Origin of the sequence: Kitasatospora sp. NPDC002551 (genome assembly GCF_040296005.1) — a bacterium.
Classification (GTDB): domain Bacteria; phylum Actinomycetota; class Actinomycetes; order Streptomycetales; family Streptomycetaceae; genus Kitasatospora.
The window spans coordinates 43,672-70,166 of record NZ_JBEOWI010000040.1 but is presented as its reverse complement, the minus strand read 5'-3'; the positions used below and the strand labels follow the sequence as shown (position 1 = coordinate 70,166).

At 72.4% G+C, this 26,495-nt stretch carries 22 protein-coding genes and 2 tRNA genes; 17 read left to right on the top strand and 7 right to left on the bottom strand.

What is annotated here, in order from left to right; translation table 11 throughout:
* Positions 1–48: 48 nt before the first annotated feature.
* Complete coding sequence (locus ABT093_RS28505; RefSeq protein ID WP_350569319.1) at positions 49–1,458, bottom strand: amino acid permease; 1,410 nt, start codon at positions 1,456–1,458, stop codon at positions 49–51.
* A gap of 301 nt (positions 1,459–1,759) precedes the next feature.
* On the opposite strand from ABT093_RS28505, the gene ABT093_RS28500 reads away from it, so the two are divergent.
* The 4 genes from ABT093_RS28500 (at position 1,760) to ABT093_RS28485 (ending at position 5,244) form a co-directional block, all read left to right on the top strand.
* Positions 1,760–2,359: a biotin transporter BioY gene (locus ABT093_RS28500; RefSeq protein WP_350569317.1), complete on the top strand. Its 600-nt coding sequence runs from the start codon at positions 1,760–1,762 to the stop codon at positions 2,357–2,359.
* A 58-nt stretch (positions 2,360–2,417) separates the two neighbouring features.
* Positions 2,418–2,909, top strand: coding sequence for a ribose-5-phosphate isomerase (locus ABT093_RS28495; RefSeq protein WP_350569316.1), 492 nt, complete (start codon positions 2,418–2,420; stop codon positions 2,907–2,909).
* Between the two features lie 492 nt (positions 2,910–3,401).
* Positions 3,402–4,544, top strand: a complete 1,143-nt coding sequence (locus tag ABT093_RS28490; RefSeq protein ID WP_350569314.1) for a PP2C family protein-serine/threonine phosphatase — start codon at positions 3,402–3,404, stop codon at positions 4,542–4,544.
* Between the two features lie 505 nt (positions 4,545–5,049).
* Complete coding sequence (locus tag ABT093_RS28485) at positions 5,050–5,244, top strand: hypothetical protein (RefSeq protein ID WP_350569312.1); 195 nt, start codon at positions 5,050–5,052, stop codon at positions 5,242–5,244.
* A gap of 36 nt (positions 5,245–5,280) precedes the next feature.
* Here the strand turns inward: ABT093_RS28485 and ABT093_RS28480 are convergent, their stop codons facing one another.
* Positions 5,281–6,084: a DUF6348 family protein gene (locus ABT093_RS28480; RefSeq protein WP_350569311.1), complete on the bottom strand. Its 804-nt coding sequence runs from the start codon at positions 6,082–6,084 to the stop codon at positions 5,281–5,283.
* Positions 6,085–6,307: 223 nt separating this feature from the next.
* Between ABT093_RS28480 and ABT093_RS28475 the strand changes: the two genes are divergently transcribed.
* Positions 6,308–6,862: a DUF6197 family protein gene (locus ABT093_RS28475; RefSeq protein WP_350569310.1), complete on the top strand. Its 555-nt coding sequence runs from the start codon at positions 6,308–6,310 to the stop codon at positions 6,860–6,862.
* Between the two features lie 105 nt (positions 6,863–6,967).
* Here ABT093_RS28475 and ABT093_RS28470 read toward each other — a convergent pair.
* A tRNA-Gly gene (locus ABT093_RS28470) sits at positions 6,968–7,038 on the bottom strand.
* A gap of 145 nt (positions 7,039–7,183) precedes the next feature.
* On the opposite strand from ABT093_RS28470, the gene ABT093_RS28465 reads away from it, so the two are divergent.
* From ABT093_RS28465 to clpX, 6 genes are all read left to right on the top strand, one after another.
* Positions 7,184–7,257, top strand: a tRNA-Pro gene (locus tag ABT093_RS28465).
* Between the two features lie 101 nt (positions 7,258–7,358).
* The gene (locus ABT093_RS28460) at positions 7,359–8,879 is read left to right on the top strand and encodes an MDR family MFS transporter (RefSeq protein ID WP_350569309.1); all 1,521 of its coding nucleotides are present in this window, start codon (positions 7,359–7,361) and stop codon (positions 8,877–8,879) included.
* A 256-nt stretch (positions 8,880–9,135) separates the two neighbouring features.
* A complete protein-coding gene (gene tig, locus ABT093_RS28455; protein WP_350569307.1) occupies positions 9,136–10,533 on the top strand; it encodes a trigger factor in 1,398 nt (465 codons plus the stop codon).
* A 283-nt stretch (positions 10,534–10,816) separates the two neighbouring features.
* Positions 10,817–11,434, top strand: coding sequence for an ATP-dependent Clp protease proteolytic subunit (locus tag ABT093_RS28450; RefSeq protein WP_376096046.1), 618 nt, complete (start codon positions 10,817–10,819; stop codon positions 11,432–11,434).
* A 56-nt stretch (positions 11,435–11,490) separates the two neighbouring features.
* On the top strand, positions 11,491–12,153 hold the full coding sequence (locus tag ABT093_RS28445) for an ATP-dependent Clp protease proteolytic subunit (RefSeq protein ID WP_350569306.1): 663 nt from the start codon (positions 11,491–11,493) through the stop codon (positions 12,151–12,153).
* Between the two features lie 235 nt (positions 12,154–12,388).
* Positions 12,389–13,678, top strand: coding sequence for an ATP-dependent Clp protease ATP-binding subunit ClpX (gene clpX / locus ABT093_RS28440; RefSeq protein ID WP_350569305.1), 1,290 nt, complete (start codon positions 12,389–12,391; stop codon positions 13,676–13,678).
* Positions 13,679–13,757: 79 nt separating this feature from the next.
* Here clpX and ABT093_RS28435 read toward each other — a convergent pair whose 3' ends face one another.
* Complete coding sequence (locus tag ABT093_RS28435) at positions 13,758–14,597, bottom strand: hypothetical protein (RefSeq protein ID WP_350569303.1); 840 nt, start codon at positions 14,595–14,597, stop codon at positions 13,758–13,760.
* Positions 14,598–14,793: 196 nt separating this feature from the next.
* Between ABT093_RS28435 and ABT093_RS28430 the strand changes: the two genes are divergently transcribed.
* Both ABT093_RS28430 and ABT093_RS28425 read left to right on the top strand, forming a co-directional pair.
* Positions 14,794–17,433 carry a valine--tRNA ligase gene (locus tag ABT093_RS28430; protein WP_350569301.1) on the top strand — a complete coding sequence of 880 codons (2,640 nt, stop codon included), beginning with the start codon at positions 14,794–14,796 and terminating at the stop codon, positions 17,431–17,433.
* A 254-nt stretch (positions 17,434–17,687) separates the two neighbouring features.
* The gene (locus ABT093_RS28425; RefSeq protein ID WP_350569299.1) at positions 17,688–18,221 is read left to right on the top strand and encodes a hypothetical protein; all 534 of its coding nucleotides are present in this window, start codon (positions 17,688–17,690) and stop codon (positions 18,219–18,221) included.
* 31 nt (positions 18,222–18,252) lie between these two features.
* Here ABT093_RS28425 and ABT093_RS28420 read toward each other — a convergent pair whose 3' ends face one another.
* The 3 genes from ABT093_RS28420 to ABT093_RS28410 all read right to left on the bottom strand — a co-directional run bounded on the left by ABT093_RS28420 (position 18,253) and on the right by ABT093_RS28410 (position 22,644).
* Complete coding sequence (locus ABT093_RS28420; protein ID WP_350569298.1) at positions 18,253–19,776, bottom strand: chitinase; 1,524 nt, start codon at positions 19,774–19,776, stop codon at positions 18,253–18,255.
* Positions 19,777–19,967: 191 nt separating this feature from the next.
* Positions 19,968–21,146 carry a non-hydrolyzing UDP-N-acetylglucosamine 2-epimerase gene (gene wecB / locus ABT093_RS28415; RefSeq protein ID WP_350569296.1) on the bottom strand — a complete coding sequence of 393 codons (1,179 nt, stop codon included), beginning with the start codon at positions 21,144–21,146 and terminating at the stop codon, positions 19,968–19,970.
* 64 nt (positions 21,147–21,210) lie between these two features.
* Complete coding sequence (locus ABT093_RS28410; RefSeq protein ID WP_350569295.1) at positions 21,211–22,644, bottom strand: XrtP-associated glycosyltransferase; 1,434 nt, start codon at positions 22,642–22,644, stop codon at positions 21,211–21,213.
* Positions 22,645–22,817: 173 nt separating this feature from the next.
* Between ABT093_RS28410 and folC the strand changes: the two genes are divergently transcribed.
* The 4 genes from folC (at position 22,818) to ABT093_RS28390 (ending at position 26,439) form a co-directional block, all read left to right on the top strand.
* Positions 22,818–24,209: a bifunctional tetrahydrofolate synthase/dihydrofolate synthase gene (folC, locus tag ABT093_RS28405; RefSeq protein WP_350569293.1), complete on the top strand. Its 1,392-nt coding sequence runs from the start codon at positions 22,818–22,820 to the stop codon at positions 24,207–24,209.
* A 2-nt stretch (positions 24,210–24,211) separates the two neighbouring features.
* Positions 24,212–24,550, top strand: coding sequence for a DUF4233 domain-containing protein (locus ABT093_RS28400; RefSeq protein ID WP_350569291.1), 339 nt, complete (start codon positions 24,212–24,214; stop codon positions 24,548–24,550).
* 130 nt (positions 24,551–24,680) lie between these two features.
* Complete coding sequence (gene ndk, locus ABT093_RS28395) at positions 24,681–25,094, top strand: nucleoside-diphosphate kinase (RefSeq protein ID WP_350569289.1); 414 nt, start codon at positions 24,681–24,683, stop codon at positions 25,092–25,094.
* A gap of 319 nt (positions 25,095–25,413) precedes the next feature.
* Positions 25,414–26,439 carry a rod shape-determining protein gene (locus ABT093_RS28390; RefSeq protein WP_350569342.1) on the top strand — a complete coding sequence of 342 codons (1,026 nt, stop codon included), beginning with the start codon at positions 25,414–25,416 and terminating at the stop codon, positions 26,437–26,439.
* The last annotated feature ends 56 nt before the right edge of the window (positions 26,440–26,495 follow it).

The window sequence follows — 26,495 nt, the reverse complement described above, 5'->3', positions numbered from 1 at the left end:
AAGGGGCCCGGTACCACGCAGGTACCGGGCCCCTTCGCGCGCCGCGCCTCAGCCGCGGGCGGCGTCCCGGCGCTGCTTGAGCAGGCCGGCGGCGGTGAGCAGGGCGACCAGCACGCCGGCCGCGTACAGCTGCTGCCGGTTGCCCTCGGTGGTGGTCATCAGGGCGAGGATGCCGGCGACGGCGGCCATCGCGACCCAGGTCAGGTACGGGAAGCCCCACATCCGCACGGTGAGCAGCTCGGGCGCCTCGCGTTCGAGGCGGCGGCGCATCCGCAGCTGCACGACGCAGATGAACAGCCAGACGACCAGGATGGCGACGCCGGTGGTGTTCATCAGCCAGGTGAAGACGGTGTCGGGCCAGAACTTGGCGGCCAGGACGGCGGCGAAGCCGAACAGGCAGGAGGCCAGCACGGCCCGCCGGGGGACCCCGCCGCCGACCTTGGCGAGGGCGCGCGGGCCCTGGCCGCGGCCGACCAGCGAGTAGGCCATCCGGGAGGCGCCGTAGATGTTGGCGTTCATCGCGGACAGCAGCGCGACCAGCACCACGGCCTGCATGATCGTCCCGGCGCCGGGCACGCCGAGGTGGCGCAGCACGGTGACGTAGGGGCCGTCGGCGACGACCGCCGGGTCCTTCCAGGACACCAGGGTGACGACCAGTGCCATCGAGCCGATGTAGAAGATCGCGATCCGCCAGACGGCGGTGCGCACCGCGTTGGCGACGTTGCGCCTGGGGTCCTCGGACTCGGCGGCGGCGATGGTGACCGTCTCCAGGCCGCCGTAGGCGAAGACGGAGGCGAGCAGGCCGACGATCAGTCCGCTGACGCCGGTGGGCAGGAAGCCGCCCTGGCCGGTGAGGTTGGCGGTGCCGGGGGCGCCGGGGCCGAGCACGCCGGCGACGCCGAGGGCGCCCAGCACCAGGAAGGCGATGATCGCGGCGACCTTGACGGCGGCGAACCAGAACTCGAACTCGCCGAAGTTCTTCACCGCGGTGAGGTTGCTGGCGCAGAAGAAGGCCATGAACAGGGCGACCCAGATCCAGGCGGAGACGCCGGGGATCCAGCCGTTGACGATCTTGCCGGCGGCGGTGGCCTCGGCGGCGACGCCGCAGCAGAGCATCACCCAGTACATCCAGCCGGCGGTGATCCCGGCCCAGGGGCCGAGTTCCTTCTCGGCGTGCACGGAGAAGGAGCCGGAGGCCGGGCGGGCCGCCGACATCTCGCCGAGCATCCGCATGATCAGCATGACCAGCAGGCCGGAGAGCACGAAGGCGAGGATGATGGCGGGCCCGGCCGCCGCGATGCCCGCGCCGGAGCCGACGAACAGGCCGGCGCCGATGACGCCGCCGAGGGCGATCATCGAGAGGTGGCGCTGCTTGAGCCCGTGGGAGAGCTGCTGGCCGCCGGCCGGGGAGGCGGGGGCGGTGGTCCCGGACGCGGAGGGCGCGGAGGAGCGGGCCATGGGAGGTGGATCCAGACTGTTCGACATGCGGTGCGAGTTGTCCAATATCCGGTGACGCGACTGAGCATGCCAAGAATGTCCGGTTCGGGACCAGCATACGGACCTCATGGTGACAGGAAGGGCGCGGGTGCTCACGCTGCGTCGTCGTGGCGGGGTGGGATCCGACAAGGAGGGCGGTCGGGGCTTTGTCCGGATCCCTGACGGTGTTCGGCGTGATCGCCGCGTAGGTTCAGAGTGATCACTCACTCGATCCGCTGATCCTTCGATCGTCCGGATCCCTGCCGTGCCGAGGAGAAGCCCGATGGCCACCGCCAGCACCCCCGTTCCGAGCCGCGCCGTTCTCGCGGACCTGCTGCCCGCCGCCGGCACCCGCTTCGGCGCCCAGGCCCGCGACCTCGCCCTGGTCGCCGGCGGCGCCGCGTTCACCGGCCTCGCCGCCCAGCTGTCGGTGAACGTCCCCGGCTCCCCGGTGCCGGTCACCGGCCAGACCTTCGCCGCCCTGCTGGTCGGCACCGCGCTCGGCACCCGCCGCGGCGTCGCCTCGCTGGGCCTCTACCTGCTGGCCGGCATGGCGGGCGTCCCGTGGTTCGCCGAGGGCTCCTCCGGCTGGTCGATGCCCTCGCTCGGCTACGCCATCGGCTTCGTGCTGGCCGCCGGCCTGGTCGGCGCGCTGGCCCGGCGCGGCGCCGACCGCTCGCCGGTGCGCACCGCCGTCGCGATGGTCCTCGGCAGCCTCGCCATCTACGCGGTCGGCGTGCCCTACCTGGCCTTCGCCCTCGACGTCTCGCCGGCCCGCGCCGCCGAGCTCGGCCTCTACCCGTACCTGGTCGGCGACGCCCTGAAGGCCGCCCTCGCCGCCGGCGCCCTCCCCCTGGCCTGGAAGCTCCTCGGCCGCCGCTGAACAGCGGTTCCCCGCCCCCTGCGGAGCCCGGGTCCGCGCGCATGCCACACTCATGGGCATGCGCGTGTACCTGGGCTCCGACCATGCCGGATACGAACTGAAGAACCACCTCGTGGAGTGGCTCGAGGAGGCCGGCCACGAGCCGGTCGACTGCGGGCCGCACATCTACGACGCCCTCGACGACTACCCGCCGTTCTGCCTGCGCGCCGCCGAGCGCACCGCCTCCGACCCGCAGGCGCTGGGCATCGTGATCGGCGGCTCGGGCAACGGCGAGGCGATCGCCGCCAACAAGGTCAAGGGCGTCCGCGCCGCGCTGGCCTGGAGCGAGCAGACCGCCGCGCTCGGCCGCGAGCACAACAACGCCAACGTGATCTCCATCGGCGGCCGGATGCACACCGTCGAGGAGGCCACCAAGTTCGTCGAGATCTTCCTCAACACCCCGTACAGCGGCGACGAGCGGCACACCCGCCGGATCGACATGCTCAGCGTGTACGAGACCACCGGCGAGCTCCCGCCGATCCCGGCCCACCACCCGCAGCAGGAGGGCTGACCCCTCCCGCCCGTCCCGGCTCCTCCCGGCGGCCGGCCGCGCCCCCCCCCCCCCCCGGCCCCCCCCCCCCCCCCCCCCCCCCCCCCCCCCCGCCGCGTTCCCCGGTGCCGTCCCCGGCCGCCCCGGGTGCGGAAACCGGCCGGACGCCGGCTGGACGGCCGCTGGACGACCGCTGTGTGATCGGCCACAGCGCAGACCCCGGCGCACGCCGCGCCAGGCCGCCCGCGCGGCACGGCGCGCGCGCCGTCCGGGCGGTTCGTACGCCCCGCGCCCGCACGCCTCCTGACGCTCCGGACGCCGCCGCCCGCAATCGGCCGAAACCCGCTGACGCGCCCGCGCCACCCCGCCCCCGGCCCCGCCCGGCCCGTCGACGCCGACCGGGGCCGGTGGATATGGTCGGTCCCCATGGCTGGCAGAGCGCCGGGCACACCGCCCCAGACGACTGCGACGAGGCCCGGCGCCGCCCCGGCGTCCGACCCCGTGACGGCCCGGTTGCGCAAGAGGCTCCGCCGGGTCCGCCGAAGGCTGCGCACCGCCGGTGTCGACTGGTTCCGCGGCGGCGCCGCCGACTGGCCGGTGCTCTGCGCGCTCGCCCTGCTGGTCCCGCTGCTGATCCTGCTCAACGTCTGGTGGCCCGCCTGGGCCCCGCCCACCGCGCTGGTCCTGCCGATCCTGGCGGCGGCCCTGCTGCTGCGCCCCGGCTCCCTGGTGGTGCTCTACGCGCTGGCCGCGCTCGGCCTGTCCGCCGAGTCGGTCATCCACACCGGCCAGCGGGTGGCCAGCGACCACCCCGAGTCCTACACCTACGGGGTCACCCCCGGCGCCGCCCTGGTGGTCGGCGCGGCCGGGGTCGGCGGCCTGCTGCTGGCCCAGTTCCGCAGCCGGGTCGGCGTGCCCTGGTGGGGCGGCTCGACGATGCTCTTCGACCTGCGCGAGCGGCTGCGGGTGCAGAGCCGGGTGCCCCGGCTGCCGGACGGCTGGCACGCCGACATGGCGCTGCGCCCGGCCGGCGGGCAGTCCTTCTCGGGCGACTTCGTGGTCGCCGACCGCACCGGCCCCGGCCGCCGGGTGCTGGAGGTGGTCCTCGCGGACGTCTCCGGCAAGGGGATGGACGCCGGTTCGCGGGCGCTGCTGCTCTCCGGCGCGTTCGGCGGGCTGCTCGGCTCGCTGCCCGCGCACGACTTCCTGCCCGCCGCCAACGGCTACCTGCTGCGGCAGTCCTGGGAGGAGGGCTTCGCGACCGCCGTGCACCTGGTGCTCGACCTGGACACCGGCGAGTACGAGCTGCTCTCGGCCGGCCACCTGCCGGGCATGCAGCGGCTGGCGGGCGCCGGCCGCTGGGAGATCAAGGAGGCGCTGGAGGGCCCGGCGCTCGGCATCTACGACGGTGCCAAGTTCGAGGGCGTGCGGGGGCGGCTGAACCGCGGCGACGTCCTGCTGCTGTGCACCGACGGCATGGTCGAGGCACCCGGCCGGGACCTCTCGGAGGGCATGGACCGGCTGATGGGGGAGGCGGACCGGCTGGTGCCGGGCGCGGGCCCCGGCACCGGCGGCGGGGCGGCCTCCCGGCTGATCGAGACGGTCGCCCGGGACATCAACGACGACCGCGCGGTGCTGCTGTTCTGGCGCGACTGAGCGGCGCGGAATCCGGCCCCGCGGGCCCCTCGCGGCGGCACGTGCCAACGGCAGCCGCTGTCAAGCCCCGGAGCTGATCTTCGGCCAATTCCGGTGCCCCCGCAGCGGAGCGGACCTGCGGGTTCCGGTCCGGCCCGCCGAACGTTTCCCGGCCGCTCAGCGCCGCCCCGCCGACGATTCGTCAGGATGTCTCGGCTATCGTCTCGGTCGGCGGAAACTCGTCTCGCATCGCAGAATATCGGCGTTCGACCGACTGTCAGACCTTTACGCAATCGGCATGGTCGACCACACTGAGTCCGGGCGGGATTGTTCAGGATTCGGGGGATGGGGGCGTCACATGCGGCACGACGGGCACCGTGCGGCCGTAGCGGTCGGCCTCCCCTCCGGCCTCGACGTGCCGGACGATCTGAAGTTCCGCCTCGGGACCGTCGGACAGGCCGGGGTCCGGCTTCGCAGGGGCCGTCAGCCGGTGGCGCCCCGCTATGAAACGAGGAAGTGAGTCCGGGTGGCACTCTCCGTCTCCGCGCTGGTCCTGTTCGGCATCATCTGCTTCATCTTCATCCGCCAGAAGCAGCTGAAGCCCGGGCACTTCATCCTGGCCGCCCTGTTCGGCTTCATGCTCAACCAGAGCACGGCCGCCACGCCGATCCAGGACTTCCTGAACGAGATCGCCAAGTCCATCTCCAACATCACCAGCTGACCCCGGGACCGCCGGCCCGCCACGGCCGGCGACCCGTCACCGGTCGGCGCGTCTGGCCTGCCGCCAGCGGGCGAACAGGCCCCGCGGGCGCGCCGCCGCCACGGCCGCCGGCCGGGCCGCCACGACCCCGCCGGCGCCGGCCGGCGCGGTCACCGGCGCCGACGGCTCCTCGCGGGCCGTCAGCAGCACGAACAGCCGCGCCCAGCACAGCCGCTCGCCGCGCGGCCAGTCCAGCGCCCGCAGCGCCGCCGACGCCGCCTCGCTGACCTCGCCGTCGATCCTGACCTCGGCCACGTCGTCCCCCGACCGCCCGCCGAGGAACAGCTTCACCCCGTGCGGCCGCCGCGCGCCCGGCCCGGTCAGCGCCGGCAGCAGCGCGGACGCCAGCGCGGGCACCACCCGGTTCCCGGCCAGCCAGGCCGCCAGGTGCTCGTTGCCGAACCCGAAGACCGCCGCCGGCCCCTGGACGGCGTGCCAGCCGGGCAGTTCGGGGTGGTCGGCGTGGTCGGCGTGCGCGCCGCGGCCCTCGCGCAGCTCGACGAGCGCGGCCGCCGTGGTGGTCGCCCACATCCGCACCGCGTTCTCGAGCTTCTCCTCCTCGGTCTTGCCGAGTCCGGCCGCGCAGTCCCACACCACCGGCGCGTCCGCCCGGCCCAGCTCCAGCGCCCAGCCGAGGTCGACGTGCCCGGCGCCCTCGCCGCCCGGGTGTTCCCGGACGGCCACCGCGACCGTCCCCGGGCCGCGCACCACCTCGCCGTCGGCGGTGAACTCCTGCCCGAGCCGCGCCATCTCCCGGACCACGCAGCGCTGAATGACGGCCAGTCGGTCCTGCGGGCGCACGGGGACTCCTCCGCTCACGGCTTCGAATCGTCTCGAACGCCATCGGCCATCGAACTGCTGTCGAACGCCGCCGAGGCTATCGGCCCGAAGGCCCCCCGGGAAACCGCCCGGGCGCCGCCACGCGCGGCCGACCCGGCGTGGCGGGCCCGTCGCCCGGGTCGCAGGAATGACCGGAATGTACCATTTTGGGGAGCGGAAACCACCGGCAGCCTGGAGAGCCCGCATGCCCCGCACCGTCCACGCCCCCGCGCCCGCCTCCGCGCCCACCCGGCTGCTCACCCCCGGCGCCCGCGGACTGGTCGCCGAGATCGAGGCGTACCTGGCCTCGCTGCCCGCCCCCGCGCGCACCCCGGCGCCCTACGCCGTCTGCCCGTACGGCTCGGTGCTGCGTCCCTGGCACGCCGGCCACCCGCTGCCCCGGGCCACCCTGCTCGACCGGGCGCTGCGCCGCCCCGCCCGGCCCGTGCCGGTCACCGCCGCCGAACACCTCGACCTCGCCTCCCGCTACCTCGCCGCGCACGGCTGGCTGCAGGGGGCGATGTGGGACGCGGCCGGGCGGGTCTGCCTGCTCGGCGCCCAGGCGGCGGTGCTCGCCCACGGGTTCGGCACCCCGGCCACCGCGCGCACCGCCCGGGTCCAGCTGATGGAGGTGCTGCACGCCACCGGCCGCCCGGTGAACTCCCCGGACGAGTTCAACGACCGGCCCACCACCCGGCAGGCCGACGTCCACCGGCTGCTGGAGCGGGCCGCCGCCCGGGCCGCCCGGCTCGGGCTGTGACGCCCCGGGCCGGCGCCGCCGGCTGACGCCCGGTCGGCGGGCGCCGGCCCGGGAAACGCGAACGGCCCCGGTGGATGTTGTGCATCCACCGGGGCCGTACCGCGGAGCGGGCGACGAGAATCGAACTCGCGTGACTAGTTTGGAAGACTAGGGCTCTACCATTGAGCTACGCCCGCGCGATCCCCCGGCCGTCACCGGACGGAAGGTCGGGAACAGCGTACCTGGTCCGGTCGGTTGCGCGCACACCCCATGCGCGGTGAGGGCCTCGGAATATCTCGGCGATCCGGCGGGGCCCGGCGTGTACGCTTCCTCTCGGCACCACGGGGTGTGGCGCAGTTTGGTAGCGCGTCCGCTTTGGGAGCGGAAGGCCGTCGGTTCGAATCCGGTCACCCCGACCGTGCGCAGGGTCTCGCCCAGGGCGGGGCCCTGTTGTCGTTTCCGCCGCGGCTCGGGCATGGTGGGTGGTTGATTTTTCACCAGACCTGGAGAACCACCCATGCGTGCGACGAGCCCGACCCGGCCGACGCGGATGAACCCCAAGATCGCGGTCGGCGTCGTCTTCGTCGCCTCGCTGTTCATGACCATCATGGACGGCACGATCGTCAACGTCGCCCTGCCCTCCATCGGCCGGGACTTCGGCACCGACCCGGCCGGGGTCGGCGTGGTCAACGTCGGCTACCTGGTCAGCCTGGCCGTCTTCGTCCCGCTCTCCGGCTGGCTCGGCGACCGGTACGGCACCCGCCGGGTCTTCCTGTACGCGCTCGCCCTGTTCACCGCGGCCTCGATGCTCTGCGGCACGGCCGACTCGCTGACCTCGCTCACCCTGTACCGGGTCCTCCAGGGCGCGGCCGGCGGCCTGCTCACCCCGGTCGGGATGACCATGCTCTTCCACGCCTTCCCGCAGGAGGAGCGGATGCGGGCCACCCGGGTGCTGATGCTGCCCACCGCCGTCGCCCCGGCCAGCGGGCCGGTGCTCGGCGGCTGGCTGGTGGACAGCTGGTCCTGGCACTGGGTCTTCATCGTCAACGTGCCGGTGGGCCTCGCCGGGCTGGTCTTCGGCCTGCTCTTCCTGCCCGACTACCGCGCCGGGCGGGCCGGGCGGTTCGACGTGGCCGGCTTCCTGCTCGCCGCCGTCGGCTTCGGCGGGGCCATGTACGCGCTCTCCGAGGGCGCGTCCGAGGGCTGGGGGAGCGCGCGGATCCTCGGCACGGCGCTCGCCGGCCTGCTCGCCCTCGTCGCCCTGGTCGTGGTCGAGCTGCGCCGCCCGGAGCCGATGCTGGACCTGCGGCTGTTCCGGGACCGGATCTTCCGCACCATCAACCTGCTGTCGCTGTTCTCCGGCGCGGCCTTCCTCGGCATGCTCTACCTCTTCCCGCTGCTGATGCAGGACGCGCTCGGCATGGACGCCCTGCACAGCGGGCTGATGGTGTTCCCCGAGGCGCTCGGCGTGATGCTCGCCTCCCAGGTCTCGGCCCGGCTCTACCCGCGGATCGGCCCGCGCCGGATGCTCGCCGCGGGCGCGGCCGTGGTGGCCTGCTGCCTGGCCCTGATGGCCACGATCGGCCCGGAGAGCAACCTCTGGGCGGTGCGCGGACTGCTCTTCCTCACCGGCTTCGCGATGTCGCACGTCTTCATGCCGAGCCAGACCGCCGCCTTCGCGACCGTCCCGGCCGCCGCCACCGGCGCCGCCTCCACGCTCTACAACGCCCAGCGCCAGCTCGGCTCGGCGCTCGGCGTGGCCGTGCTCGGCACCGTGCTGACCGCCGTCGGCCCCCTCGCCGCGGACGCCTCGGGTACGCCCGTGGCGAACCTCACCGCCTACCGCGCGGCCTTCCTGACCGCGGCCGGGCTGGCCCTGCTCGCGGCCGTGATCGCGCTGCGGGTGAGGGACTCCGACGCCGCCGTGACCATGCGCCCGGCGCCGCGCACCGGCGCCGGGGGGCCGGACGGCGGCGCGGCCGCGAACCCCGCGGAGCGCGCGTCCGAACCGGCCGGGAAGACCGCCGGGAAGGCCTGAACGGGCCCGGACGGCGGCGTCCTGGCGTCCGCCTTTCGTGGTACCGGTAGGATGGGGCGCTGGCGGTAGTCCCTGTGGCGTCCACCCAGGTCAACCGCACGAGGGCGAGGAGTCACGCTCACCGTCCACCCCCCACGGGAGATGCAGCTCCAACCGCCCATCGCCCGTCTCGCCCGACCCGCCCGCAACCGGCCCAGGCCGGCGGCCCAGGGGACGGCGGAGGCAACCTGACCGCAAGCCCATAGGAGACCTAACCGTGAAGAGCGCCGTCGAGACTCTGAACCCGACCCGGGTTCGACTCACCGTCGAGGTGCCCTTCGAGGAGCTCAAGCCCAGCCTCGACGCGGCGTACGACAAGATCAAGAAGCAGGTCCAGGTCCCGGGCTTCCGCAAGGGCAAGGTGCCGAACCGGATCATCGACCAGCGTTTCGGCCGTGGTGCCGTGCTGGAGGAGGCCGTCAACGACGCCCTGCCGCGCTTCTACACCCAGGCCGTCGACGAGGGCAAGATCGAGGTCCTCGGCCAGCCCGACATCACCAACATCGAGGGTGTCGAGAACCTCGTCGACGGCGGTGACCTGAAGTTCACCGCCGAGGTCGACGTCCGCCCGGAGATCACCCTGCCGGAGTTCTCGACCATCGAGGTCACCGTCGACCCGATCGCGGTCACCGACGAGGACGTCGCCAAGTCCCTGGAGCAGCTGCGCGAGCGCTTCTCCTCGGTCAAGGACGTCGAGCGCGCCGCCGCCACCGGCGACATCGTGGTCGTCGACCTCGAGGCCAAGGTCGACGGCGAGGTGCCGGAGGACGGCACCGCCGCCGGCGTGAGCTACGAGATCGGCTCGGGCCGTCTGATCGACGGCATCGACGAGGCCGTCGTCGGCCTGGAGGCCGGCGCCACCGCCACCTTCACCACCGAGCTCAAGGGTGGCACCCAGGCCGGCAAGACCTCCGAGGTCACCGTCAAGGTCACCGCCGTCCAGGAGAAGGAGCTGCCCGAGCTGGACGACGAGTTCGCCCAGCTGGCCAGCGAGTTCGACACCCTGGAGGACCTGAAGGCCGACTCCCGCAAGCGCCTGGAGCGCATGAAGGAGTACGACCAGGCCACCCAGGCCCAGGAGAAGGTCCTCGACGCGCTGCTCGGCCTGGTCGAGATCGAGTTCCCGGAGAAGCTCCTCAAGGACGAGATCGAGACCCGCAAGCACAACCTCGAGCACCACCAGCTGGAGCCGATGGGCCTCACCCTGGCGAGCTACCTGGAGACCCAGGGCAAGTCGGAGGAGGAGTACCTCGCGGAGCTCGACGAGCAGGCGAAGAAGGGCATCAAGACCCAGTTCGTCCTGGACCAGATCGTCGCCGACGAGGAGCTCAACGTCTCCCAGGAGGAGCTGACCGAGCACCTCATCCGCCGTGCCGCCGGTTCGGGCCTGACCCCGGACCAGTTCGCCCAGCAGGTCGTCCAGGGCGGTCAGGTTCCGCTGCTGGTCGGCGAGGTCGCCCGCGGCAAGGCGCTGGCCACCGTGGTCGAGGCCGCCAAGGTCGTCGACACCGAGGGCAACGAGATCAACTTCGACGACGACGAGGCCGACGAGTCGGCCGAGACCGTCGAGGCCCCGGCCGCCGAGGCCGAGGCCGAGGAGAAGACCGAGGCCTGACCGCCGCGGTCGCCTCGCTCGCCCTGAGGCCGAGCGCGGGCCCGGACGCCGTACGGTGTCCGGGCCCGCGCCGTTCCCCGGCCGGGCCCGCCGCGCCCGCGAACCCTGCGCTCACAGCGAACAGTTCTGCGTGAGGGATTCAGCGGCCCGGCCTGCGCGTTAGGGTCCATGGACAGCAACAATCACGACGTGATACCCGGAAGCTGTGCGACATCGTGACGGCCGTGGAGCGACCGTCCAAATCGACTGAGCAGGTGGCTAAGTGACGTACCCGCAGATGCAGATGCCCGGCCCGATGGCGCCGCACGCCGCCGCTGGTGACGTGCTGGGCGGCCTCGGCGACCAGGTCTACAACCGGCTGCTCAACGAGCGGATCATCTTCCTCGGCCAGCAGGTCGACGACGACATCGCGAACAAGATCACCGCTCAGCTGCTGCTGCTGGCCGCGGACCCGGACAAGGACATCTTCCTCTACATCAACTCCCCGGGCGGCTCGATCTCGGCCGGCATGGCGATCTACGACACCATGCAGTACATCAAGAACGACGTCGTCACCATCGCGATGGGCATGGCGGCCTCGATGGGCCAGTTCCTGCTGACCGCCGGTGCCAAGGGCAAGCGCTTCTCGCTGCCGAACGCCAACATCCTCATGCACCAGCCCTCCGCCGGCCTCGGCGGCTCGGCCACCGACATCCGCATCCAGGCGGAGCAGCTGCTGCGCACCAAGAAGCGGATGTCCGAGCTGATCGCGTTCCACAGCGGCCAGTCCTTCGAGCAGATCACCCAGGACTCCGACCGCGACCGCTGGTTCACGCCGGAGGAGGCCCTGGAGTACGGCCTGATCGACGCGATCATGCACAGTGCCGCGGACGTCCCCGGCGGCGGCGGCACCGGCGCCTGAGCCTCGGCCCGGCCCACGAGACCACAGCCACAACGCTCCGGAGGACCAGAACACCCATGAACATCCCCAGCCTGTCGGCCGCCAAGGCCCGCGTCGAGGACATGCGGGCCGAGGGCCGCTACATCGTCCCGCGCTTCGTCGAGCGCACCTCGCAGGGCATCCGCGAGTACGACCCGTACGCCAAGCTGTTCGAGGAGCGCATCATCTTCCTCGGCTCGCAGGTGGACGACGTCTCGGCCAACGACATCATGGCGCAGCTGCTGTGCCTGGAGTCGATGGACCCGGACCGTGAGATCCAGATGTACATCAACTCGCCCGGCGGCTCGTTCACGGCCCTGACGGCCATCTACGACACCATGCAGTACGTCAAGCCGGACATCACCACCGTCTGCATGGGCCAGGCGGCCTCGGCGGCGGCCGTGCTGCTGGCGGCCGGCACCCCCGGCAAGCGGATGGCGCTGCCGAACGCCCGCATCCTGATCCACCAGCCGTACACCGAGACCGGCCGCGGCCAGGTCTCCGACCTGGAGATCCAGGCCAGGGAGATCTTCCGGATGCGCGAGCAGCTGGAGGAGATGCTGTCCAAGCACTCCAACCGCTCGGTCGAGCAGGTCCGCGACGACATCGAGCGCGACAAGATCCTCACGGCCGAGGAGGCCGTCGAGTACGGTCTGGTCGACCTGGTCATCTCGACCCGCAAGGCCTCGCTGACCTCCTGAGGTCGGCACCTCCCGCCCGGGCCCGTCCCCGGGCGGGAGGGCACCGGGGGCCGCTCCGACGGCATCTGTTCGGTATCAATTCGCCCAGGGCGTAGGGCAGACCCGGCGAAGAGGGCGGAATCGGCGGCTCGGCAGAGTACCGTCGGATAGCGAGACCGATCGCCGTCGGCGTCGACGGTCCACAGCACCAGGCCCCGGAACTCCCGCGGGGCCCCTGGCGAAGGGGAAGCACCTCGTGGCACGCATCGGAGACGGTGGCGACCTGCTCAAGTGCTCGTTCTGCGGCAAGTCGCAGAAGCAGGTGAAGAAGCTGATCGCCGGCCCAGGCGTGTACATCTGCGACGAGTGCATCGACCTGTGCAACGAGATCATCGAGGAGGAGCTCGCCGAGACCTCCGAGGTGCGCTTCGAGGAGCTCCCGAAGCCCCGCGAGATCTATGAGTTCCTGGATCAGTACGTGGTCGGCCAGGACCTCGCCAAGAAGGCCCTGTCGGTGGCCGTCTACAACCACTACAAGCGGGTGCAGGCCGGTGAGGCCGGCCGCAGCGGCGGCAACGGCCGCGAGGACGCCATCGAGCTGGCGAAGTCCAACATCCTGCTGCTGGGCCCGACCGGCTCCGGCAAGACGCTGCTGGCGCAGACCCTGGCCCGGATGCTGAACGTGCCGTTCGCGATCGCCGACGCCACCGCGCTCACCGAGGCCGGCTACGTCGGCGAGGACGTCGAGAACATCCTGCTCAAGCTGATCCAGGCGGCGGACTACGACGTCAAGAAGGCCGAGACCGGGATCATCTACATCGACGAGATCGACAAGGTCGCGCGCAAGAGCGAGAACCCGTCGATCACCAGGGACGTCTCCGGCGAGGGCGTGCAGCAGGCGCTGCTGAAGATCCTGGAGGGCACCACCGCCTCGGTGCCGCCGCAGGGCGGGCGCAAGCACCCGCACCAGGAGTTCATCCAGATCGACACCACCAACGTGCTGTTCATCGTGGGCGGCGCGTTCGCGGGCCTGGAGCGGATCATCGAGGGCCGGGCGGGCGCCAAGGGCATCGGCTTCGGGGCGAACATCCGCTCCAAGCGGGAGCTGGACGCCAGCGACCACTTCCGTCAGGTGATGCCGGAGGACCTGGTCAAGTTCGGCATGATCCCGGAGTTCATCGGCCGCCTCCCGGTGATCACCAGCGTGCACAACCTGGACCGCGAGGCGCTCCTGCAGATCCTCACCGAGCCGAAGAACGCGCTGGTCAAGCAGTACCGCAAGCTCTTCGAACTGGACGGCGTGGAGCTGGAGTTCTCCCGGGACGCGCTGGAGGCGATCGCCGACCAGGCGATCCTGCGCGGCACCGGCGCGCGGGGCCTGCGGGCCATCATGGAGGAGGTGCTGATGTCCGTGATGTACGAGGTGCCCTCGCGCCAGGACGTCGCCCGCGTGGTGGTGACCGGGGACGTCGTCTCCAAGCACGCCATCCCGACCCTGGTGCCGCGCGACATGATCAAGCGGGAGCGGCGCGACAAGAGCGCCTGACGGCCGCGCCCGGCGACGGGACGACGAGGGCCCCGGTACCGCCTCCACGGGCGGCGCCGGGGCCCTCGGCCGTCGCCGCCTACTTCGGGATCTCGGCGACGGCGCGCAGCGCGCGGGTGTCCGAGGCCAGCTTGTCGAGGTCGGGGCGTCCGCCCGCCTCGGCCGGCGGGCTCATCACCATGACCAGGCTGCTGGAGTCGCTCCAGGCGCAGACGCCCAGGTCGGTGCCTTCCTGGGAGGCCGTGCCGCACTCCATGCTGCCGCCCTTGGGACCCGGGTCGACGGGGTGCCGGTCGCTGACCGTGGTGCCGTCGGACTGCAGGCCCTTGAACATGGCGTTGAGCTCGGTCTTGGGGGCGAGCACCTTGCCGTAGGCGCCGAGCACCACGAGCTTGGGCTCCTCGGTGGCGTCCTGGTAGACGGCGCTGACGCCGGTCGGGTTCCAGCCGCCGTCGCCCTTGCCCAGCTGGGCGGTGATGGCGTCCTCCATCTGCCGGGCGACCTCGTTGTTCTCGTCCCTGCTGAGGCCGTTGAAGGTGGTGGGCAGGACGACCTTCTGGGTGCCGGCGTTGGAGGTGACGTCGAAGACGAAGTACGCGACCGCGCCACCGATCAGCGCCAGCACGAGCACGAACACGCCGATGAGGATGCCGAGGGTGCGCCGGGAGCGGCGCGGCGGCGGGGCGGCGGGGAAGGCGCCGTACGCGGGGTAGCCGGGCGCTCCCGGCGGGCCGGGCACGCCGGGCTGCGGCGGGACGGCGCCGTAGGGCTGGGGTGCCGGGGCACCGTAGGGCTGCGGCGCGGGGGCGCCGTAGGGCGGCGGGGCCTGCGGCGGCACGGGCGGGCCGCCGTAGGGCTGCCCGGGCTGGGGCTGTCCGGCGGGCGGTGGCGGCGCGCCGTAGGGGTTCTGCTCGGTCACGGAGGCCCTTCCTGGGACGGTGGTGCCGGGCTCGCTCGAAGGCTCGGACGAATGTCCGGCACGTTATCGCACCGGTCCGTCACCCGGACGGGGAACACCGTCGCGGCTCCCGCGCGGGCCCGTCGCGGCCGGTCGCGGTGTCCGGGGGGTGAAAGCGGTTCGTGAGCCGGTTCCCGGGTTACGTAAACTGTCCGTCGTGACCGACACCACGAACCAGCGCCCCGCGAGCACGCCCGCCGGGGACGAAGCAGCCACCCTCCCGACGACCTACGCTCCGGCGGACGTAGAGGGCGAGCTGTACGAGCGCTGGGTAGAGCGCGGTTACTTCACCGCCGACGCCGAGAGTGACAAGCCGCCGTACACCATCGTCATCCCGCCGCCGAACGTCACCGGCTCGCTCCACCTGGGCCACGCCTTCGAGCACACGCTGATCGACGCCCTCGTCCGCCGCAAGCGGATGCAGGGCTACGAGGCGCTCTGGCAGCCCGGCATGGACCACGCCGGCATCGCCACCCAGAACGTGGTCGAGCGCGAGCTGGCCAAGGAGGGCAAGTCCCGGCACGACCTGGGCCGCGAGGCGTTCGTCGAGCGGGTCTGGCAGTGGAAGGCGGAGTCCGGCGGCCAGATCTCCGGCCAGATGCGCCGGCTCGGCGACGGCGTCGACTGGTCGCGCGAGCGCTTCACGATGGACGAGGGGCTGTCACAGGCCGTCCAGACCATCTTCAAGAAGCTCTTCGACGACGAGCTGATCTACCGCGCCGAGCGCATCATCAACTGGTGCCCGCGCTGCCTGACCGCCATCTCGGACATCGAGGTGGAGTACCAGGACGACGACGGTGAGCTGGTCTCGATCCGCTACGGCGAGGGCGAGAACGCGATCGTCGTCGCCACCACCCGGGCCGAGACGATGCTCGGCGACACCGCCGTCGCCGTCCACCCCGAGGACGAGCGCTACAAGCACCTGGTCGGCACCGAGATCGAGCTGCCGCTGACCGGCCGCCGGATCCCGATCGTCGCCGACGAGCACGTCGACCCGGAGTTCGGCACCGGCGCCGTCAAGGTGACCCCGGCGCACGACCCCAACGACTTCGGGATCGGCCAGCGCCACGGCCTGCCGAACATCGCGGTGATGGACGAGCACGCGGTCATCACCGCGCACGGCCCGTTCCTCGGCCTGGACCGGCTGGAGGCCCGCTCGGCGATCGTCGCCGCGCTGCGCGCCGAGGGCCGGATCGTCGCCGAGAAGCGCCCCTACGTCCACTCAGTGGGCCACTGCTCGCGTTGCAAGACCACCATCGAGCCGCGGCTGTCCATGCAGTGGTGGGTCAAGGTCGGCCCGCTCGCTCAGGCGGCCGGTGACGCCGTCCGCGACGGCAAGGTCAAGATCCACCCGCAGGAGATGGAGAAGCGCTACTTCGACTGGGTGGACAACCTGCACGACTGGTGCATCTCGCGCCAGCTGTGGTGGGGCCACCGGATCCCGGTCTGGTACGGCCCGAACGGCGAGATCGTCTGCGTCGGCCCGGACGAGCAGCCGCCGAGCGGCGAGGGCTGGCACCAGGACACCGACGTCCTCGACACCTGGTTCTCCTCCGGACTGTGGCCCTTCTCGACCCTGGGCTGGCCGGAGCAGACTGAGAGTCTGGCGAAGTTCTACCCGAACTCCGTCCTGGTCACCGGCTACGACATCCTCTTCTTCTGGGTCGCCCGGATGATGATGTTCGGCCTCTACGCGATGGACGGCACCCCGCCGTTCCACACCATCGCGCTGCACGGCATGGTCCGGGACCAGAACGGCAAGAAGATGTCGAAGTCCTTCGGCAACGTCGTCAACCCGCTGGACTGGATGGACAAGTACGGCTCGGACGCGCTGCGCTTCACGCTCGCGCGCGGTGCCAACCCGGGCGTCGACGTCCCGATCGGCGAGGACTGGGTCCAGGCGGCGCGCAACTTCGCCAACAAGATCTGGAACGCGACCCGGTTCGCGCTGATGAACGGTGCCACCGTCGAGGGCCCGCTGCCCGCGCCGGAGGAGCTGACCTCGGCCGACCGCTGGATCCTCTCCCGGCTCAACAGCACGGTCGCCGAGGTGGACGCGCTGTACGACGACTACCAGTTCTCCAAGCTCTCCGAGGCGCTGTACCACTTCGCCTGGGACGAGGTCTTCGACTGGTACGTCGAGCTCTCCAAGACCACCCTGGCCAAGGGCGGCCCGCAGGCCGACGCCGCGCGCCGGGTGCTCGGCGAGGTCCTGGACGTCACGCTGCGGCTGCTGCACCCGATCGTCCCGTTCGTCACCGAGACGCTGTGGACCACGCTGACCGGCGCCGAGTCGGTCGTCATCGCCGACTGGCCGAAGGACAGCGGCTTCCGCGACGCCGCCGCCGAGGCGGAGATCGCCACGCTGCAGCAGGTGGTCACCGAGGTCCGCCGGTTCCGCACCGACCAGGGCCTCAAGCCGGGCCAGAAGGTCCCGGCGAAGCTGGAGCTCGACGGCACCGTGCTGGCCGTCCACGAGGACGCGATCCGCTCGCTGGTTCGCCTCACCGTGCCGGAGGAGGGCTTCGCGGCCACTGCCTCGCTGCCGGTCGCCGGCGCCACCGTGGCGCTGGACCTGTCCGGCACGATCGACGTCGCGGCGGAGCGCAAGCGCCTCGCCAAGGACCTCGTGGCGGCCGAGAAGGAGAAGGCCCAGTGCGGCGCCAAGCTCGGCAACGAGGCCTTCCTGGCCAAGGCGCCGGACAACGTGGTCGCCAAGATCCGGGGCCGCGAGGAGGCCGCCGAGGCCGACATCGCCCGGATCACCGCCCAGCTCGCGGCGCTGCCGCAGGGCTGACACGCCGACGGTTCCCCGGAGCCGCACCCCGCCGACGCGGGGTGCGGCTCCGCCGTTTTTCCGGAGGTCGGAAAATCGTGCGGCCCAATAGCCCAATCCGTTGCTCCCTTCCGGCGAATATTCATCCCGGACCGGGTGGGGCCGTATTCCGCCCGAATTCATTCGGGTCTTGCCCGCGCGCGCTCGCGGAAGTTTCCAGGTCGACTGTGTACGGTGTGCTTCGAGTTCCGGACAGCGAGGAGCGACGGGAGGGCATGGACGTGATGGTGACCGAGGAGCTGGCCGACGAACTGCCTGCCGAGGCGGTCGAGGAGGCCAAGGGACGGGCGGCGACGCTGCTGCTCGCCTTCCGGCACGGAAACCAGCTCGCGTTCGACCACGCGTTGGACCGGCTGTTCGAGGAGCACGTCGAGCGCGAGGTGACCACCCTGCTCACCTGGATCGCGGCCGAGGCGGTCCGCAAGGCCTACGCCCCCGAGGTCGGCGACCGGGTGCTGCGGGCGATGGCCCGGCGCGCCCCGGACGACACCGGCGCCGTCCACGTCGACGAGGAGAGCGTGGACGCCGCCCGGCTGATCGAGGCGGTCGCCGAGGGCTCGGTGGCCGAGGTCCGCGGCCTGGTCGCCACCACTCCCGACACCACCTTCCTGCTCGGCGGCCTGCTCCAGGGCGTGGCGATGATGCTGCCGCTGCTGCCGGAGGGCGAGCTCGCCGAGATCACCGCCGAGCTGCGCCGCCGGCACGGCGTCGCGCCCGCGGGTGTGCCGGAGGCCCGGGCCGGGGTCTGATCCCGGCCCGGGCCCCGCGGCCGCGTGCCGGTTACGGCATCGCGTGCAGGTGCGAGCCGACGGTGGAGGCGATGCCGCCGCCCGCCTTGGCGTCCCAGTTGGTCGACCAGGTCATCGCCCCGCCGATGCCGGGCCACTTGGTGTCGGGCTTGAAGCTGCCGCAGTTGGTGCCGGAGGCCAGGCAGTCCAGCGCGTTGTTGACCACGCTCGGGCTGACGTAGCCGCCGCCGGCGGCGCTGGTGGAGGCCGGGACGCCGAGGCCCACCTGGTCGGGCCGCAGCCCGCCCTTGAGCTGGATGCAGGCCAGCCCGGTGAGGAAGTTGACGGTGCCCTGGGAGTACACCTGGCCGTCGCAGCCGAGCATGGCGCCGGAGTTGTAGTACTGCGTGTTGACGATGGTGAGGATGTCCTTCACGTTCAGCGCCAGCTTGAAGTACTCCATGCCGGTGGACTGCATGTCGATGGTCTGCGGCGCCATGGTGAGCGTGAAGCCGGAGCCGGCCCTGGCGGCCAGCGAGTGCAGCGCCTGGCCCATGTAGGTGGAGTTGATGCCGTTCTCCAGGTCGATGTCCACGCCGTCGAAGCCGTAGGTCTGCATCAGGGACCAGGCGCTGTTGGCGAAGTTGGTGGCCGAGGTGGCGCTGCTGACGGAGACGGTGCCCTTCTCGCCGCCGACCGAGAGGATCACCTTCTTGCCGGCCGCCTTCTTGGCCGCGATGTCGGCCTTGAACTGGGCCTCGGTGTAGCCGCCGAGCCGGGAGGAGAGCGTCGGGTCCAGGGTGAAGCCCAGGCCGCCGGGCGTGCCGGTGGCCTCGGCGAAGGAGACCGCGATGATGTCGTAGGCGGCCGGGACGTCGCTGATCCGCTGCAGGGTGGCGCCGTTGTCGAAGTTCTGCCAGTAGCCGGTCAGCAGGTGCTTGGACGGCGGCCGCGGCGTGGTGGCGGTGGGGGAGGGCGTGGTGGTGTCGGTGGGCGACGGGCTGCCGGGGCCGGTCGGGCTGGTCGCGGTGGGGGAGGGCTTGGGGTCGCCCGGGCCGAGCAGTGACACGTCGTCGGCCAGGAAGGCCGGCTGCCCGTACCAGCCGTGCAGGTAGACGGTGACGCTGGTGGTGCTCGCCCCGGTGGTGAAGGTGGTGCTGAGCTTTGACCAGGCGCTGCCGCCGGGCGTCCAGGTGCTCGGGTCGGTGCCGCCGGTGCCGCGGGCGCCGAGGTAGACGTACGAGCCCTGGACCCAGCTGCTCAGGGTGTAGGTCGAGGACGGCTTGACCGCGACGGTCTGGGTGCACTCGCCGGTGCCACCGCCGCCCGGGGTGGAGCGCAGTGCGCCGGTGCCGGAGTGGACCGTGGTGGTCTCCGGGGCTCCGGCCGTACAGGTCCAGCCGTTGAGGCGGCTGGCGTCCTCGAAGCCGCCGTTGGTGATCAGTTCGACGTCGGCCGCGGCGTGCGCGCCGGTGCCGCCGGCGAGGACGAGGCCGCTCAGGCCGATGGCGACGGCACTGGCGCCGGCGAGCATCGAGTGGACGGCGCGCGGGCGCCGCTGTCGGGCAGGTGGCATGACTCCAGCTCCTGTGGGGGAGGCCGGCGGCTCCCGTGGGGGAGAGCCGTCCGGGTGTCGACGGGTATGCGTGCGGGAGCTACCGACAACTCAAGTCCCTGCCGGAGTAGGAGACTTGCCCTCACAAGGTGGAGTAGACCAATTCCGCTGTCAAGAGGGCCCCGGCGAGGGGCCCTCGGCGAAGGCCCGGCTCAGGCGGCCAGCGGCGGTGCGGCGGGCGCCCGGTCGGGCCGCCCGGCCAGCCGGGCGGTCAGGGCGGCGATCCGGGCGGAGGCCAGGCCGTCGCCGTACGGGCTGGGGGCGGACGCGAGCCGGGCGAGCCTCTCGGGGGTGTCGGCCAGCCAGGCCCGGGCGTGCTCGCCGAGCTCGGCGCCGGGCGCCACCAGCGCGGCGAAGCCGGCCTCGACGGCCTCGGGCCGCTCGGTGGAGCGGCGCACCACCAGCAGCGGGCGGCCGAGCACGGTGCACTCCTCCTGTACCCCGCCGGAGTCGGAGACCAGCAGCGCGGCGTGCCGGGCCAGGCCGAGGAAGTCCGCGTAGCCGACCGGCCCGGTCACCGCGAGCCGCTCCAGCAGGCCGTCCAGGGCGAACCGCTCGACGGCGGCCCGGGTGCGCGGGTGCATCGGGAACAGCACCGGGGTGCCGGCCCGGGCGATCCGGTCGAGTTCGGCGAGGACGGCGCCGAGCGCCTCGGCGGTGTCGGTGTTCTCCGGCCGGTGGACGGTGGCCAGCACGTAGCCGTCCGCGGCGAGACCGTGCCGGGCGAGCAGGGCCGCCCGGTCGCGGGGGTCGGGCAGCGAGCCGCAGACCACCTCGACGACGGTGTTGCCGGTGAGCGCGATCCGCTCCCCGGGCAGCGACTCGGCGCGCAGGTTGGCGGCGTTGCCGGGGGTGGCGGCGCACAGCAGGTCGGCGACGTGGTCGACCATCACCCGGTTGTGCTCCTCGGGCATCGCCCGGTCGAAGCTGCGCAGCCCGGCCTCGACGTGCACCAGCGGGATGTCCCGGGCGTTGGCGGCGAGCGCGCCGGCCAGGGTGGCGTTGGTGTCGCCCTGGACGACGACGGCGGCCGGGCGGTCCCCGGCGAAGGCGGCGTCGAGCTGGCCGAGCGACTGGGCGATCTGGCCGGCCCGCGGGCGGCCGCCGACGCCGGTGAGCAGCTCGGGGCGGGGCAGGCCGAGGTCGCGCAGGAAGCGGCCGGACATCGCCTCGTCCCAGTGCTGGCCGGTGTGGACCAGGCGGGTGGCGGGGCCGAGCTCGTGGATCAGCGGGGCGAGCTTGACCAGCTCGGGGCGGGTGCCGAGGACGACGGCGACGCTGCCGGGGGCGAGCGGGCGGTCGGCGGGCCTCGGGGACGGGTACGGGGTCATGGCGCGGCGGCTCCGTTCGGGTCCGGGGAGAGGGGAGGAGGGGGCGGGGAGAGGGAGGGGCGGCTCAGGATTCGAGCGCGGTGGGGGCGCCGAGGGTGACCTTCTCGGCGTTGCGCCGGGTCTTGGCCCAGCCGTTGCGGCCGAGCAGCAGGCGCACGGCGGCCCGGGTGGCGACCACGAACAGGTGGTAGGCGTAGAGCCAGAGCAGGACCCCCCAGAGCAGACCGGTGAGCCGGCGCCGGCCGGGGTGGACGAGCCGGCGGTAGGCGAGGCCCCAGAAGACCATCGGCAGGGTGGCGAGGACGAAGACCAGGGCCATCCACGGGCCGTAGCGCAGCTGGAAGTCGGCGGTCTCCTCGGGGAAGAGGACGAGGCCGGCCCCGGTGATCGCGAGCGACAGCGGGGTGAGCACCACCAGCAGCACGCAGACCACCGGCTGGAGGAAGGTGTAGAGCACCTCGGCCTTGCCGGCGGGCCGGTAGTGCGGCGAGCGCAGCACCCGGCCGGTGTAGCGCAGGCACTGCATGTTGCCCTGGGCCCAGCGGGTGCGCTGGGTGAGGAAGCGCCGCCAGGAGACCAGCGCCTCCTGGGAGACGCCGGCGTCGGTGACATGGGTGAGCCGCCAGCCGGCCAGCCGCAGGTCCAGGCCGGACTCGTAGTCCTCCAGCAGGGCGCGCTCGGGCCAGGGGCGGCCCTCGCGGCCCTCCTCGGCGGTCAGCGTGTCCAGGGCGGTGAGCCGGACGAACTGGCCGTTGCCGCCGAGGCCGACGCTGCCGGTGCGCCGGCGCAGCAGCTGCATGCCGGCGTTGTTCGCCCGGAACTCGATGTCCTGCATCCGGACCAGGGCGCGGGCCAGCGCGTTGGCGGCGCGGCCCCGGCCGGGCAGCGGGCGTTCGTCGTCGGCGTTGCGCATCCGTACGCCGATCTGCACGGCGCCGGTGTCGGAGCGGCCCATCGCGTGCTCGTTGCAGACCTGTTCGAGGGTGCCGGGGTCGAGCCGCCCGTCGGCGTCGACGACGCCGAGGACCACCCGGGAGCGGTCGGTGCCGGGCGGCAGCCAGGCGGAGATCTCCCGGTAGGCGGCGTTGAGGGCGGCGCCCTTGCCGATCCGGGCGTGCGGGCGGCGGCGCTGCACGAGGTGGACGCGCCCGTCGTGCTCGGCGGCGGCGAGCACCAGCGCGCGGGTGGCGTCCTCGCTGTCGTCGTCGATCACCCACAGGTGGGCGGCGGGGGCGACGGCCCGCAGGCCGGCGAGGGTCTGGGTGATCACCGTCTCCTCGTCCCGGCAGGGGATCACCAGGTGCCAGGCGAAGGCGGCGGGGTCACCGGGTTCGGCCGGGCGGCTGTGCCGGAAGGCGTGCCGGGAGCCGGCCCAGTAGAGCAGGAAACGGCCGAAGACCAGGAGCATGTAGGCCAGCAGGGCCAGCGAGACGACCCCGCCGATCCAGACGAAGGTGTCCCGACGCAGGTCGAAGAACTCGCGCAGGGCGTCGGGCATGGCGTGGCGCTCCTAAAGATCAAAGGTGATTTGTTCTCTTGGCATGCGAATCAATGCTTCGTTGCGGTCTGATGTCGCTAAATCGATAGTAAACGCGGGAAACGGTCAACCCGGGCAAAGTGGTGGTTCTCACCCCGTGGGGAGTGCCGCGCCCGGCTCCGTAGACTGTGGTCGTGAGCGACAAGGCCGACCCGAACCCGTACACCCTCCGCCCCGCCGACGGCGGCACCGGCGACGCCCTGCGCGACGTCGAGGTGGAACTCTCCGAGCGCTGGCCGGAGAACAAGCTGGAGCCCTCGCTCGACCGGATCGAGGCCCTGATGGACATCCTGGGCCAGCCCCAGCGGTCCTTCCCGTCCATCCACATCACCGGCACCAACGGCAAGACCTCCACCGCCCGGATGATCGAGCAGCTGCTGGGCGCCTTCGAGCTGCGCACCGGCCGCTACACCAGCCCGCACGTGGAGAGCGTCACCGAGCGGATCACCCTGGACGGCGCCCCGATCACCCCCGAGCGCTTCGTCGAGGTCTACCGCGACATCGAGCCCTACGTGCGGATGGTCGACGAGCGCGAGCCGGTCGCGATGTCCTTCTTCGAGGTGCTCACCGGCATGGCCTACGCGGCCTTCGCCGACGCCCCGGTGGACGTCGCCGTGGTCGAGGTCGGCATGGGCGGCTCCTGGGACGCCACCAACGTCATCGACGCCGCCGTCGCCGTGATCACCCCGATCGGCCTGGACCACACCGACAAGCTGGGGGAGACCACCGGCGAGATCGCCGTCGAGAAGTCCGGGATCATCAAGTCCGGCGCGGTCGCCGTCGTCGCCCAGCAGCAGCTCGACGCCGCCGAGACCATCCTGCGGCGGGCCGTCGAGGTCGACGCCACGGTCGCCCGCGAGGGCATGGAGTTCGGCGTCATCCACCGCGAACTCGCGGTCGGCGGCCAGCTGGTGACCCTGCGCGGGATCGGCGGCGAGGAGTACGAGGACGTCTTCCTGCCGCTGCACGGCGAGCACCAGGCGCACAACGCGGCCCTCGCGCTCGCCGCCGTCGAGGCGTTCTTCGGCGTCGGCGGCGCCCGCGGCGGGCAGCTCGACGCCGACAAGGTCCGCCAGGCGTTCTCCGGCGTCACCTCCCCGGGCCGCCTGGAGGTCGTCCGGCGCAGCCCCACCATCGTCCTGGACGCCGCCCACAACCCGCACGGCGCCCGGGCCACCGTCACCGCGCTCACCGAGTCCTTCGGCTTCACCCGGCTGGTCGGCGTCATCGGCACCAGCGGGGACAAGGACGTGGCCGGCCTCCTGGAGGCCTTCGAGCCGGTCCTCGCCGAGGTCGTCGTCACCCGCAACTCCACCCACCGCGCGATGGACGTGGACGAGCTGGCCGCGCTCGCGGTCGAGATCTACGGCGAGGAGCGCGTCCAGGTCGAGCCCCGGCTCGACGACGCCATCGCCGCCGCCGTCACCCTGGCCGAGGAGGAGGGCGACCTCGGCGGCGCCGGGGTGCTGGTCACCGGTTCGGTCATCACGGTGGGCGAGGCCCGCCTGCTGCTCGGGAGGAAGTGACGATGAGGACGCTCTGCTCCTCGACGCTGATCGGCGAGGCCTTCGTGGTGCTCTTCGCGGCGCTGGTCGCGATGCAGCTCTCCGACGTGTCCACCGGAGCGCTGTGGATCGTCAGCGGTGTGGCCATGGCGCTGTGCCTGCTGCTCTGCGGCATGATCACCCGCCCCGGCGCGGTGGCCGTCGGCTGGGCCCTGCAGCTCGCGCTGATCGCCAGCGGCTTCGTCGTGCCGACCATGTTCGGGCTCGGCGCGGTCTTCGCCGGCCTGTGGTGGTGCTCGGTGCACTACGGCCGCAAGATCGACGAGATCAAGGCCGCCAGGGCCGCCGCCGCACCCGCCTGAGGCCCCCGCGGACCGGGTCCGGCGCGTTCGCTCACGCAAGGTAGCCTCTGCGTAGTCGCACGGCGCACGCGGATCCGCGCGTGCGCGCAGAACCGCGTGCGCGCCGAACCCGATCCCCAGGAGACGCCCCGTGTCCCAGCGCACTCTCGTCCTGCTCAAGCCCGACGCCGTCAAGCGCGGCCTGGCCGGCGAGATCATCAGCCGCATCGAGCGCAAGGCCGGCTGGCGGCTGACCGCCGTCGAGCTGCGCACCTTCGACCGGGCGACGCTGGAGCAGCACTACGCGGAGCACGTCGGCCGCCCGTTCTACGAGCCGCTGCTGGAGTTCATGACCTCCGGCCCGTCCATCGCCCTGATCGTCGAGGGCGAGGAGGTCATCGCCGGCATCCGCATGCTGGCCGGCGCCACCAACCCGCTGGAGGCCGGGGCCGGCACCATCCGCGGCGACTACGCGACGATCACCCGCGAGAACCTGATCCACGCCTCCGACTCGGTCGAGTCGGCCGAGCGCGAGATCAAGATCTTCTTCCCCGCCCACGCCTGATCCGACCGGGCGCGGGAGCATCAGGGACCTTCGGAGGGCCCCGGTCGGGACCATTGGCCCGGCCGGGGCATTCTTATCGGGAAATAGGGAACCAGGCCCTCCGACACGGCGTCCCAATGCCCGGAGAAGCGATCACGCCCCGGACAATGGACGGTATGCCCCACGTCGACGTCCGTGCCGACCGGCGTGACTACGATGGACGCGACTCAAGGGCCCGGTAAGGCAGCTCAGCTGGTCGCCGCCCACACGTGGGCGCGCACACCGTCCACCCCACAAGACTCCGAGCCCGGGAAAGGCACCCCACCCCATGGCGAGCAACCTGTCGTTCATCGGCCGCGACTTGGCGATCGACCTCGGAACTGCCAACACGCTGGTGTACGTCAGGGGCAAGGGCATCGTCCTCAACGAGCCGTCCGTGGTCGCGGTGAACACCAACACCGGGGGCATCCTCGCCGTCGGCGCCGAGGCCAAGAAGATGATCGGCCGCACTCCCGGCAACATCGTCGCCATCCGCCCGCTCAAGGACGGCGTGATCGCCGACTTCGAGATCACCGAGCGGATGCTGCGCTACTTCATCCTCAAGGTGCACCGCCGCCGCTTCCTCGCCCGCCCCCGGGTCGTCGTCTGCGTCCCCTCCGGCATCACCGGCGTCGAGCGCCGCGCCGTCATCGAGGCCTCCCTGCAGGCCGGCTGCCGCCAGGTGCACATCATCGAGGAGCCGATGGCCGCCGCCATCGGCGCCGGGCTGCCCGTCCACGAGCCCACCGGCAACATGGTCGTCGACATCGGCGGCGGCACCACCGAGGTCGCCGTCATCTCGCTCGGCGGCATCGTCACCGCGCAGTCCATCCGGGTCGCCGGCGACGAGCTGGACAACGCCATCGTCCAGCACATCAAGAAGGAGTACTCGCTGCTCCTCGGCGAGCGCAGCGCCGAACAGATCAAGATGAGCATCGGCTCCGCCTTCGGCCTGGAGGGCGAGAAGGACGAGCACGCCGAGATCCGCGGCCGCGACCTGGTCAGCGGCCTGCCCAAGACCGTCGTCATCTCCGCCGCCGAGGTCCGCGAGGCCATCGACGAACCGGTCAACTCGATCATCGACGCGGTGAAGACCACCCTCGACCAGTGCCCGCCCGAGCTGGCCGGCGACGTCATGGACCGGGGCATCGTGCTCACCGGCGGCGGCGCCCTGCTGCGCGGCCTGGACGAGCGGCTGCGCCGGGAGACCGGCATGCCGATCCACATCGCGGAGAACCCGCTGGACTCCGTCGCCCTCGGCTCCGGCAAGTGCGTCGAGGAGTTCGAGGCTCTCCAGCAGGTACTCGACGCCGCACCGCGCCGTTAGCACAACCGACACACCAGCCGAACTGACGGGCCCCCGCCCGGGTCCACAGCCCGGGA

Excerpts from the sequence above, each read along its gene's own strand:
- ABT093_RS28505 (WP_350569319.1), bottom strand. The coding sequence starts at position 1,458 with ATGGCCCGCTCCTCCGCGCCCTCCGCGTCCGGGACCACCGCCCCCGCC.
- ABT093_RS28500 (WP_350569317.1), top strand. The coding sequence starts at position 1,760 with ATGGCCACCGCCAGCACCCCCGTTCCGAGCCGCGCCGTTCTCGCGGAC.
- ABT093_RS28495 (WP_350569316.1), top strand. The coding sequence starts at position 2,418 with ATGCGCGTGTACCTGGGCTCCGACCATGCCGGATACGAACTGAAGAAC.
- ABT093_RS28475 (WP_350569310.1), top strand. The coding sequence starts at position 6,308 with ATGCCCCGCACCGTCCACGCCCCCGCGCCCGCCTCCGCGCCCACCCGG.
- ABT093_RS28460 (WP_350569309.1), top strand. The coding sequence starts at position 7,359 with ATGCGTGCGACGAGCCCGACCCGGCCGACGCGGATGAACCCCAAGATC.
- ABT093_RS28450 (WP_376096046.1), top strand. The coding sequence starts at position 10,817 with ATGCCCGGCCCGATGGCGCCGCACGCCGCCGCTGGTGACGTGCTGGGC.
- ABT093_RS28445 (WP_350569306.1), top strand. The coding sequence starts at position 11,491 with ATGAACATCCCCAGCCTGTCGGCCGCCAAGGCCCGCGTCGAGGACATG.
- ABT093_RS28425 (WP_350569299.1), top strand. The coding sequence starts at position 17,688 with ATGGACGTGATGGTGACCGAGGAGCTGGCCGACGAACTGCCTGCCGAG.
- ABT093_RS28420 (WP_350569298.1), bottom strand. The coding sequence starts at position 19,776 with ATGCCACCTGCCCGACAGCGGCGCCCGCGCGCCGTCCACTCGATGCTC.
- wecB (WP_350569296.1), bottom strand. The coding sequence starts at position 21,146 with ATGACCCCGTACCCGTCCCCGAGGCCCGCCGACCGCCCGCTCGCCCCC.
- ABT093_RS28410 (WP_350569295.1), bottom strand. The coding sequence starts at position 22,644 with ATGCCCGACGCCCTGCGCGAGTTCTTCGACCTGCGTCGGGACACCTTC.
- ABT093_RS28400 (WP_350569291.1), top strand. The coding sequence starts at position 24,212 with ATGAGGACGCTCTGCTCCTCGACGCTGATCGGCGAGGCCTTCGTGGTG.